Genomic DNA, 10,293 nt, shown 5'->3' with positions numbered 1-10,293 from the left:
CTCCCACAGGGGCCGAGTCGGTTTTGAAGGAAGCGTCAGGCCGCCAACGGTGTCGCGCTCGCCATTTCCAGCAATTTCCCCCGCAGCCAAGCCAGCACCGGATCCCGGTCGAGGCTGCGGTGCCAGCTCATGTACTCCTGCATCGCCGGCAGGTTGACCGGTGGCGCGACGATGCGCAGCGGCAGGTTGCGTGCATACAGCCGGGCCAGGCGGCCGTGTACCGTGGCCACGCGCTGGGTGCCGATCACCAGTTGCGGCAGGGTGTTGAAGTCGTGGGTGATCACTTCGAGCCGGCGCTTGCAGCCGTATTCGCTCATGAACCATTCCTCGATCCCCGGCGTGCGACTGCGCCCGAATACCACCGAGACATGCCCCAGCTCCAGGTATTGCTCCAGGGTCAGGCGCTCGCCCACCGCCTGGTTGTCCTGGCACACCACGCAGACGTGCTGCTCTTCGAAGAGCAACTGCGACGGGTGCTCCTTCACGATGTAGTGGTCCGGCGCAATCATCAGGTCCACTTCCCCGCGCATCAGCATTTCCCGTGCGGTTTCGCCAGGGCTGATCAGTTCGAAGGTCATCAGCGGCGCGTGCCGGTTGATTTCGCGGATGACTTCGGCGAACAGCACGCTGATCAGGTAGTCGGAGGCCATGATGCGGAAATGCCGTTTGCTTTCGGCGATGTCCTGCACCGGCTTGGCGGTGATCGAGGTCTGGATCTTGAGCAGCACTTCGCGCACCGGAATTTCCAGGTCGCGGGCCAGTGGAGTGAGCATCATCTTGCGCCCGACCTGGACCAGCAGGTCGTCCTCGAAGTAGGTGCGCAGCCTGCCCAGCACCCCGCTGGTGGCCGATTGGGTCATGTGCAGACGTTCGGCGGCTCGGGTGATGTTCTGCTCTTCGAGCAGGACATCCAGCGCCACCAGGAGGTTCAGGTCCAGGTGTTTGAAGCGCATGGCAGGCATCTCGTTGTTGTATTTATTTTCGCGATACCCTGCATCCCCAGTAACGATTAGTCAAATCCTTCCCCGGTTCCTAGCCTGTGCTTCCAGCCTCCTGCCCGAGGGCTGATCCAGACAACAAGAACAAGGGAGATACGCATGAGCGATATCAACAGAGTATTGATCGTGGGCGGCGGCATCGGCGGCCTGTGCGCAGCGATCGCGCTGCGGCGCCAAGGGGTCGAGGTCGACCTGGTGGAGATCAAGTCGGAGTGGACGGTGTACGGCGTCGGCATCATCCAGCAGAGCAACGTGGTCCGGGAAATGGCCCGCCTCGGGGTGCTCGATCGCTACCTGGACGCTGCCTACCCCTTCGAGGACGTCGGCATCTACGACCTGCAGGGCAAGGCCCTGGCGCGCATTCCCGGGCAGCGCCTGGCCGGTCCGCAATACCCGGCCAACGTCGGCATCTCGCGCCTGGCCCTGCACCAGGTGCTGAGCGATACCGCCATCGAACTCGGTACCCGGGTACGCCTCGGCATCAGCGTGGCTTCCTATGAAGAATTTCCCCTCGACCTCAATGTGAGTTTCACCGACGGCTCCAGTGGCCGCTATGACCTGATGATCGGTGCCGACGGCGTGTATTCGAAGATCCGCGGCCTGCTCTACGGGGATACCTATACCCCGCGCTTCACCGGCCAGGCCGTGTGGCGCTACAACTTCCCCCGGCATCCCTCCATCGACCACCTGGCCAGCTACACCGGCGCCGAAGGCAATGCCGGGCTGGTGCCGTTGTCGGACGGCCTGATGTACATGTTCTCTACCTCCCATGAGCCGGAAAACCCCTGGTTCGAGAAAGACCAACTGGCGGCCACCATGCGCGACCGCATCGCCGGAATCGGCGGGCTGGTCGGCGAGCTGCGCGAGCAGATCACCGATGACAGCCAGGTGGTCTACAAGCCGATGGAGGTGCTGTTCGTCGATGACCCGTGGTTCAAGGGCCGGGTGATCCTGATCGGCGATGCGGCCCATGCCACCACGCCGCACCTGGGGCAGGGTGCCGGGATGGCCATCGAGGATGCCCTGGTGCTGGCCGAGGAACTGTTCGGCGACGGTGACCTGCGGACCCGCTTGCAACGCTTCATGATGCGCCGCTTCGACCGCTGCAAGTACATCGCCGAAAACTCGATCCTGGCTGGCGAACGGGAAATGGCCCGGGATGCCGGGTTCGACCGGGTCGGGCTGACCAAGGCGATGCTGGCGCGCACGGCCGAGCCGATCTGAACAGCGTTACGCGGACTCTGTGGGAGCGGGTTCACCCGCGATTGCGCTAGTGAATTCACTGACGTCATCGCGGCGGTTCGGCGCTCCGATGAACCCGCTCCCACAGAGTCCGCGTAAATCCATGAGTCATGTGGAAGGAAGCAAGTGTGTCGAACGTTCCTGTTCTGCTATGCCACGAACACCATCTGCAAGAAGGCCAGGCCCGCGGCTTCGACCCTTGGCACCAGGGCCGCGACACCGTCCTCGCCTTGAAATGGAAGGGCAAGATCAAGGCCTACCGCAACCTGTGCCCGCACCTCGACGTCGCCATGCAATACCGCAAGGACCGTTTCATGTCCGGCGACGGCCAGTACATCGTCTGTTTCGCCCACGGCGCGCTGTTCGATCCCGCCGACGGTTCCTGCCTGCTGGGCCCTTGCCTGGGCCAGTCACTCCAGGCCCTGGAAATTCACCAGGACGAGCAGCTCAATCTGTGGATTCACTAGAGTGATAACTTGTACACAAAATCAACCCTAAAGATTCACGATGCTTCGGCCGAAAACCAATAGATGGCAAGGTGCCATTATCTGACCAATGGATCAACTTCTGCCTGGATCGTGACTCTTTCATGAGAATAAAAACCAAGCTTGCCCTTGCCTTCATATCCGTAGCCATCCTCCCTGTCAGCCTGGTCGGCATCATGGCCGTAAGCAATACCCGGTCTGACGCGGTGAGCCAGTTCCTCGACAGCAGCACCCGTGAAATCCGCCAGATCGACGGCAACATGCGGCAGTTCTTCGACGGAACGCAGCAGAACGTCGATCAGATGGCCAAGGATCCTGTATACACCTCTGTCGCCAGCCTGAAACATTACCAGGGCCCGGATGCTGCGCAGCAGCCGTTGCCGGAATCCGCCAGGCAAGTGATCGCCCGCTTCGCCCAGTACGGCGAGACCCACCCGGCCGCGGCCATCCTGTCCATCGGCCTGGAAGACGGCAGCTATGCCAAGTGGCCGGATGATCCGAAACTGGCCAACTACGACCCGCGCGCCCGTCCCTGGTACAAGGCGGCCATGGCCAGCCCCGACAGGACCGTACGCACCAGCGCGTATTACTACGACAAGGACGATGTCGCGCTGGTCGGCACCGCGCGCGCCATGCTCGACGAGGCCGGCAAGGCCAAGGGTGTGTTCGTGGTCAGCGTTTCCCTGAAAAACCTCACCGAACTGGTCAAGAGCATCAAGCTGGGTGACAGCGGCTACGTGATGCTGATCGAAAACGACATCGTGCTGGTCGACCCGCGTGACAGCGCCCACAGCTTCAAGCCGCTCAAGGACCTGGGCGAACCTTATGCCAGGCTGGCCGCGACCACCCAGGGCTCGACGGCGGTGGAGATCGGCGGGACCCGCTACATGGCCAATGTCTGGACCTCGCCCGGCCTGGGCTGGCGCTTCGTCGGCCTGATCGAGGAGCAGGAAGTGATGGCCACGGCCACGCGCATGACCTGGCTCACCGCCGGCATCGTGATCGTGCTGGGCTTGCTGTTCGCGGTGATCGCGGCGGCCTTCTCGCGGGTTATCGTCAAGCCGATCGGCCAGGTCAGCAGCGGCCTGCAGTCGATTGCCGAGGGCGAGGGCGACCTGCGCCAGGACCTGCGCGTCCACGGCAAGGACGAAACCGCCGAACTGGCAGGCTGGTTCAACAAGTTCCTCGCGGCGATCCGTCAACTGATCCAGCGCATCGGCGCAGCCTCCACCAACCTGCATGACGCGTCCCGGGCCAACAGCGAGATGGCCGGGAACATGAACGAGGCCGCCGGTCGCCAGCGCGAGGCCGTGGAATTGGTGTCCACCGCGTTCAACGAAATGGTCGCCACCGCCAATGAAGTGGCACGTTCCTGCAGCAGCGCGGCCGACTCCGCGGAGAACGGCCATCGCCGGGTGGCCGAAGGCAAGCAGCAGATCGAGCAGACCACCGAGAACGTCAACCGCCTGGGCAGCCGCCTGGTGGAGTCGTCCCAAGCCATGCTCGAACTGGAGGCCGGCAGCCGCAGCATCAACCAGATCCTCGGTACCATTCGCGGTATCGCCGAGCAGACCAACCTGCTGGCGCTCAACGCGGCCATCGAGGCTGCGCGGGCGGGAGACCAGGGCCGGGGCTTCGCCGTGGTCGCCGACGAGGTACGCGCGCTGGCCAAGCGCACCTCCGATTCCACCGGGGAAATCGACCAATTGCTCAACAGCCTCGGCAGCAAGACCCAGGAAGTCTCGGAGAAGATGGAAAGCTGCCTGGACCTGTCCCGGGCCAGTGTCTCGTCCATCGAAAATGCGCGGGACAGCTTCGAAGGCATCCAGCTTTCGGTCAACGAGATCCGCGACCAGAACCTGCAGATTTCGGCAGCGGCCGAAGAGCAGCACAGCGTCGCCGAGGAGATCAACCGGCATATCCAGCAGATCTACGACGAGGCGCGGGTGGTGGAGCAACTGGCAGGCTCTGCTCGGGAGGATTCGGGACGGCTTTCGGAGCTGTCGCAGGAATTGCATCAACTGGTGGGGCGGTTCAAGTCGTAACGCCGTGATGGCCCTTTCAACCCCTTGTTTTCGCATAGCATTTTTCGCTTCTTGGACAGTGGGACCTTTTTCCAGATGCGATTCGGATATGCAGGTGCGGTGGCCCTGGTGCTGATGTCGGTGATGACCTCGGCCCAGGCCAGGGAGTTGAACAGGAAACAGATCGAAATGTGCCGCTGGGGCTCGGAAGTGGCCCGCTCGGCACAGCACTCGAAGCTCTCCGGGACCACCCTGTGGCGGGCCCGGGAGAATCTCAAGACGCGCAAGTACCCGGAACGATGGATGCCGCGGATGGCCGTGGGCATCACCGAGCAGACCTACGCCAGCCGCAGCCGCCTGCAACCGGCCTCGGTGAAGAAGACCTACTACGACGGGTGTATTCGCCACGAGCGTAACCGTATTGCCAGGCGCTAGGTCACGCCTCGACTGGACAGCGGCTGCGCTGCGCGGCCGCTGCTTCCAGCGGTTCGCGTCAAGCCTTCATTGCGTTACACACACCTTCTCCGGCGGCCGCAACGACCCGATATACACCGCCACCACCGTCAGCAACGCCCCGCCGATCTGGACTGCGGAACTGGGTTTCCCCAGCAAGGCGACATCCACGAAATAGGTGATCACCGGTTCCAGCAGCAGGATCAACCCCGCCAGCCCCAGGCTGATATGCCCGATCGAGCGGTTCACCAGCAGCCAGCCTGCGAACTGCACCATCACCCCGTAGATCACCAGCATCAGCAAGGTCTGCCCGTCAGCGATAACCAGGCTCTCGCCGCGCAGCAGCGCATAGCCCAGCATCACCAGTCCGGCCCACAGGCTCAGGTTGAGCATCTGCGCGAGCTTGTCGCCGCCGCCGCAGGGCAATTGGCTGGCGGCCTTGAGGTAGTAGACGCAGACCGCGTAGGCCAGGCCCGAGGCAATCCCGAACAGTACGCCGCGTACGCCGGCTTCGCTGCTCATCTCCGGCGCCAGCAGCAGGTACAGGCCGAAGAACGCGAGGCCGATGGCGAGGCTGAAGTTCAGCGACGGTTTTTCCTTGAGCAACCAAAGGCCCAGCAGGGTCATGAAAAACACCTGGCAGTTGGTCAGGATCGATCCGATCCCCGGGCCAACGATGTAGATGCTGTGGTGCCAGAGGATCAGGTCGATGGCCAGGAACAGGCCGGCGAGGGCAGTGAGGCGCACGGCCGCCGCCGATGGCAGGCGTACCGGTACCCGGCGCCATTTCAGGCAGAGGTAGAACAGGATCGAGGCGAATAGCATGCGGTAGAAACCGGCACCACCCGCGCCGATATCGGCGAAGGCCACGGCCAGTGCCGAGAGGCTGAGCATCAGGCCGCCAGTGGTGAGTTCCAGGAGGGCACGTTTGTTTTGCATGTGGAAGGCATCGCTTGCAGGTTTGCTTGGGAACGCAGAACCTATCAGGCCTGCCTTCGCAACGATTGGACGAAACTGGACAGCCAATGACGCCGCACGAGAAGGACTTTTGCCGTTTCCTGCGCATTCCCGAAGGGGGCTGCGAGCTGCTAAGCGCGCGCTACAGCCAGCAGCATTTCGGCAGGCATGCCCATGATCGATATGCCTTCGGGGTGATCACCCACGGGGTGGAAAAGCTGTATTACCGTGGCGCCCACCACCTCGGCGGCAGTGGCACCGTGGTGACCCTGAGCCCGGGGGAGATCCATGACGGGGTGCCGGTGGACCAGGCTGGGTGGGTCTACCGCATGCTGTATGTCGATCCTTGCTGGTTGAACGAGCATGTGCTGGCCGGACGTCATGCCAGCCAGTACGTGCACCTGTTTCGCGCGCCGATGAGCGATGATCCGGCGGTTGCCCGGTGCCTGCTCTCGGCCCATGGTCGCCTCGCCGATTCGCTGTTGCCGCTGGAGCGCGAGACGCTGCTGGTCGAGACGCTAGCCGCTCTGTTCGAACGGCACGGGCATGACCTGGCTCGCCCCGGTCGTCCCGAGCGCGAAGCGGTGCGGCGCATTCGCAGGCGTCTAGACCATGAGGCGGAGCACAACCTGTCCTTGGAAACCCTTGGCCTGGATGTCGGGATGGACCCGCTTTACCTGATCCGCGTGTTCAAGCGCGAGGTCGGGGTGGCACCGCACAGTTACCAGATCCAGAAGCGAGTGGCGCGGGCCCAGGCGCTGTTGCGCCTGGGTACCGACCTGGCCGAGACGGCCCTGGCCTGTGGCTTCTTCGACCAGAGCCATATGACCCGCGCCTTCAAGAAGGTGGTCGGGGTGACCCCGGCGGCGTTCCGGTCGCGTTGATGGCTCGCTCGGCGTCCCTCGATCTGCTCAAGTGGCTGGCGATCGTCAGCATGATCGGTGATCACCTGCGTTACCTGTGGCCGCAGCAGGAGTGGCTGTTCATCCCCGGGCGCCTTGCGTTCCCGTTGTTCTGCCTGGCGCTGGCGGCGAATGTGCTGCGCGCGACGACTATCCAGTGGCGATACCTGTGGTGGTTCCTGGGGTTTTCGCTGCTGTCCGAGGTGCCGTATCGCTGGCTCGACAACGGCTCGCCGACCCTGAACGTGATGCCGACCCTGGGCCTTGGCCTGCTGCTCGCCTGGGGTGTGCATCTGCGCACCCGTGCCGCGACATGGCTGGCGCTGGTGGCTGCGTTTGTCGCGACGCTGGGCAGCGCCTGGCTGATGTACGGTCTGCCGGGCGTGCTGCTGCCGGCGGCGTTGCTGATCGCTTTGAAAGAGGGGCGGTTTGCCTGGCTGGCAGGATTGCTGGCGGTCGCCGGGAATTTCACCAATGGTTGGCTGTTCCAGCATCCGCTGGCGCCGGTTTCGCTGATGGTAGCCGGTACCGCGTTCATGGCGGTGTCGCTCGGCCTGGCCTTGCTGCGCCACGAATGGCCCGGCCCGGTGCCGCCGGTGGGGCGGTGGGCCTGGGCGTTCTATCCGTTGCACCTTGCCGCGATCAGCGTGTTCGCTCACATGGTTCCGGCGGGCACCGGCTTCTAGACATTCAGCGGATCCTCCCGATCCTCCTTGTCCTTGCGCAACTGCGCCGGGTCTGTTGCTTCCACCTCGCTCAGCGGCCTGATCAAGGTCTGTGCCGCCACTGCCGCCTGCATCTGCGGCTCCATCCCGGCCATGGACTTGATCTCGCTTTCTTCCTTCAGGCGCAAGGCGATCTGCTTGTCGATCGCGTCCTTCTTCTCGGGTGGCAGGGCCTCGTAGTCTGCCTCGGTCAGGCCCAGCTCGCCGAGCATCTTCAGGCGGATCTTCTCCGCTGGCGAAAGCGCCATGTAGTCACGGAATTCCTGGGCTGCGCTGCGGCTGGTCGCGTCGCTGTCGGCGGGGTTCTGCAAGGCTACCTTGAGCTTGGCGAACGCTTCGTCCTGCGCGTCCTTTGCATCCTGGTAGGTGGAGCTGGAAGCGTTGCGTGTTGCCGCCGCACTGGCGACGGTGGAAAGCAGCGACACGTTGGCTGTCTGCACCTGATAGGTTTGCTCGTCCACGCCGCTGACGGCGGGCAGGTTTCGCTGTTGCTGGACGGCAGCGTTCTGCCAGCCATGGCCATTGATGATGCTCACAGGATCGATCTCCTTGAATGGGACCACCAGTACGGGCAATAGCTGTGCCAGTCTGGTCAAACCCCTGTGTCCCGGGGCTTTGATCCTCCAAAGGGTGCGCCGCTGTGCCTCCGTGCGGAAACCCCTTGCCGCTTGCGGCAAGCCGGGCGGCATTAAAGTTTGCCTGCGTGATGCCGATCACAAGATCACTACAGCCGGGCCATGACCCGGCAGCCCATGCGGTTGGAGTTCCCTGCCGGTCGGGCAGGGGGACGTCGCCTTGCGTCCACTTCAATTCATGGCCCGCCCGGCGGGCATCAGTCTTAATGAGGAAGAGGCACCCATGAATCTCTACATCAACCAGTTGCAGAAGAAGCCGGCATTCCGCGAGCAGGTCTATGCGGGCGACATCTTCCTCGATACCCATCTGCGCAGCGCCCATGAGCTTTGCGCCCTGGCCCGGCACAGCATCACCGAAGCCTTCGACGGCGAGACCGACCACCTGTCGCTGCACAAGAAGATGCCGGTGGAAACCTTCGTCGAGCACGTCACCCGGCTCAAGCGCAAGTTCACCAACGGGCCGCAGGCCAAGGCGCTGATCCGCGACTACATCCTGGAAATCGGTGCCGACCCGAACGACTACATTTTCGACGTCCCGCGGGTGCGCGTGGTCCCCAACTACGACTACCTGCACGCCGGCGTCAGCTATGCCTACAAGCCTCACCGCGATACCTGGTATGGCAGCGTCGATTGCCAGCTCAATACCTGGATGCCGATCTACAGCATCGAGCCCGGGCAGACCATGATGATCAACCCGGCGTACTTCACCAGGCCGGTGCAGAACTCGTCCCCCAGTTGGAGCCTGACCGACTGGATCAGCAACCAGCGCCTCAAGGCCAAGGACAACATCACCCAGGAAAGCCGTGTGCACCCCGTGCCCCTGGAAGAGATCGACGCCAGTGCCGAACTGCGCATCGCCGGCAACAGCGGCGAGATCCTGATGTTCTCCGGCGCCCACCTGCACGGTACCGTGGCCAACCACACCGACCGCATCCGCTTCAGCGTGGACTTCCGCCTGATCCACCTGCAGGACCTGATTCACAAGCGCGGCGCGCCGAATGTCGACAACGGTTGTTTCGACGTGGAAGCCGGCTTCAAAGACCTTTTCCATGCCAGCGACTTTTCGCAATTCCAGGGAGTTAACCCATGACCAAGCGTCGTCTGACCGCTGCCGAGGTCGAGTACAACGAAAAGCGCGCCAGCGTGCTGAGCCGTGTCGATGCCCAATACGTGGCCGATGCCCCCTTCGTCTTCGCCAATCGCATCGCCGTGACTGCGGCGCTGTCGCGGATCGAACTGTTCAAGATGGTCCAGGACATCCCTGGCGCCATCGTTGAATGCGGCGTGTACAAGGGCAACTCGTTGATGCTCTACATGCAGCTGTCGATGATCCTCGAGCCGTATGCGATCAACCGTTCGATCATCGGCTTCGACACCTTCCAGGGCTTTGCCAGCATCGATGCCAAGGAAGACCCGGCGGACATCAACGAAAGCATGTTCTCCGACACCGACGAAAGCCTGATCCAGGACATGATCGATGCCAACGACCTGGTGCGTCCGGTCAACCGCATCCCGCGTTGCGAGATCGTCAAGGGCGACATCCTTGAAACCGTACCGGCCTTCGTCAAGACCCGCCCGGACCTGGTAGTGGCCATGCTGATCCTTGACACCGACCTGTACTCGTCGACCAAGGTCGCCCTGGAAACCTTCCTGCCGTACATGCCGAAGGGCGCCATCGTGGTCCTGGACGAAGTCGCCTATCGCAACTTCCCCGGCGAGACTGCCGCGCTGCGTGATGTGCTGGACCTGAACAAGGTGGAGCTGAAGCGCTTGCCGTTCGATTCTTCGGTGGGGTATTTCCGCGTCTGAATGGACTGCTGGAACACAAGAAGGCCGCTCATTGAGCGGCCTTCTTTGTTTGTACGCGGACAT

At 63.0% G+C, this 10,293-nt stretch carries 11 protein-coding genes and 1 pseudogene; 9 read left to right on the top strand and 3 right to left on the bottom strand.

From position 1 onward, the window contains the following. Window positions 1-35: 35 nt before the first annotated feature. Window positions 36-953: a LysR family transcriptional regulator gene (locus tag ACKLLE_RS27050; protein WP_009402986.1), complete on the bottom strand. Its 918-nt coding sequence runs from the start codon at window positions 951-953 to the stop codon at window positions 36-38. A 144-nt stretch (window positions 954-1,097) separates the two neighbouring features. Between ACKLLE_RS27050 and ACKLLE_RS27045 the strand changes: the two genes are divergently transcribed. The 5 genes and pseudogenes from ACKLLE_RS27045 to ACKLLE_RS27025 all read left to right on the top strand — a co-directional run bounded on the left by ACKLLE_RS27045 (window position 1,098) and on the right by ACKLLE_RS27025 (window position 5,184). Next, window positions 1,098-2,222 carry an FAD-dependent oxidoreductase gene (locus ACKLLE_RS27045; RefSeq protein WP_064302478.1) on the top strand — a complete coding sequence of 375 codons (1,125 nt, stop codon included), beginning with the start codon at window positions 1,098-1,100 and terminating at the stop codon, window positions 2,220-2,222. Window positions 2,223-2,368: 146 nt separating this feature from the next. Then, on the top strand, window positions 2,369-2,707 hold the full coding sequence (locus ACKLLE_RS27040; RefSeq protein ID WP_081263135.1) for a Rieske (2Fe-2S) protein: 339 nt from the start codon (window positions 2,369-2,371) through the stop codon (window positions 2,705-2,707). Window positions 2,708-2,829: 122 nt separating this feature from the next. After that, a pseudogene (locus ACKLLE_RS27035) lies at window positions 2,830-3,915 on the top strand (cache domain-containing protein); the annotation flags it as partial. A 75-nt stretch (window positions 3,916-3,990) separates the two neighbouring features. Further along, window positions 3,991-4,770 (top strand): methyl-accepting chemotaxis protein, encoded by a 780-nt coding sequence (locus ACKLLE_RS27030; protein ID WP_376699766.1) that lies wholly within the window; start codon window positions 3,991-3,993, stop codon window positions 4,768-4,770. A 75-nt stretch (window positions 4,771-4,845) separates the two neighbouring features. Next, the gene (locus tag ACKLLE_RS27025) at window positions 4,846-5,184 is read left to right on the top strand and encodes a hypothetical protein (protein WP_420059594.1); all 339 of its coding nucleotides are present in this window, start codon (window positions 4,846-4,848) and stop codon (window positions 5,182-5,184) included. 66 nt (window positions 5,185-5,250) lie between these two features. Here the strand turns inward: ACKLLE_RS27025 and ACKLLE_RS27020 are convergent, their stop codons facing one another. Then, window positions 5,251-6,141 carry a DMT family transporter gene (locus tag ACKLLE_RS27020; protein WP_420059593.1) on the bottom strand — a complete coding sequence of 297 codons (891 nt, stop codon included), beginning with the start codon at window positions 6,139-6,141 and terminating at the stop codon, window positions 5,251-5,253. Between the two features lie 86 nt (window positions 6,142-6,227). On the opposite strand from ACKLLE_RS27020, the gene ACKLLE_RS27015 reads away from it, so the two are divergent. Together ACKLLE_RS27015 and ACKLLE_RS27010 are read left to right on the top strand one after the other, a co-directional pair. Beyond that, a complete protein-coding gene (locus ACKLLE_RS27015; protein WP_420059592.1) occupies window positions 6,228-7,043 on the top strand; it encodes an AraC family transcriptional regulator in 816 nt (271 codons plus the stop codon). Next, window positions 7,043-7,747: a TraX family protein gene (locus ACKLLE_RS27010; RefSeq protein ID WP_420059590.1), complete on the top strand. Its 705-nt coding sequence runs from the start codon at window positions 7,043-7,045 to the stop codon at window positions 7,745-7,747. Before ACKLLE_RS27015 ends, ACKLLE_RS27010 begins: the two co-directional genes overlap by 1 nt. Here the strand turns inward: ACKLLE_RS27010 and ACKLLE_RS27005 are convergent. Further along, the gene (locus ACKLLE_RS27005; RefSeq protein ID WP_420059588.1) at window positions 7,744-8,322 is read right to left on the bottom strand and encodes a hypothetical protein; all 579 of its coding nucleotides are present in this window, start codon (window positions 8,320-8,322) and stop codon (window positions 7,744-7,746) included. The genes ACKLLE_RS27010 and ACKLLE_RS27005 overlap by 4 nt on opposite strands. 322 nt (window positions 8,323-8,644) lie before the next feature. Here ACKLLE_RS27005 and ACKLLE_RS27000 point away from each other — a divergent pair, with 322 nt between their 5' ends. Both ACKLLE_RS27000 and ACKLLE_RS26995 read left to right on the top strand, forming a co-directional pair. Further along, window positions 8,645-9,511 (top strand): 2OG-Fe(II) oxygenase family protein, encoded by an 867-nt coding sequence (locus ACKLLE_RS27000; protein ID WP_064302486.1) that lies wholly within the window; start codon window positions 8,645-8,647, stop codon window positions 9,509-9,511. After that, window positions 9,508-10,230: a TylF/MycF/NovP-related O-methyltransferase gene (locus tag ACKLLE_RS26995; RefSeq protein ID WP_009402974.1), complete on the top strand. Its 723-nt coding sequence runs from the start codon at window positions 9,508-9,510 to the stop codon at window positions 10,228-10,230. Before ACKLLE_RS27000 ends, ACKLLE_RS26995 begins: the two co-directional genes overlap by 4 nt. The last annotated feature ends 63 nt before the right edge of the window (window positions 10,231-10,293 follow it).

It is taken from the genome of Pseudomonas bharatica, assembly GCF_048586865.1.
In the GTDB taxonomy this organism is placed as follows: Bacteria; Pseudomonadota; Gammaproteobacteria; order Pseudomonadales; family Pseudomonadaceae; genus Aquipseudomonas; species Aquipseudomonas bharatica.
Note: the sequence above shows the minus strand (reverse complement) of the source record. Positions and strands in the feature narration are given on the sequence as shown.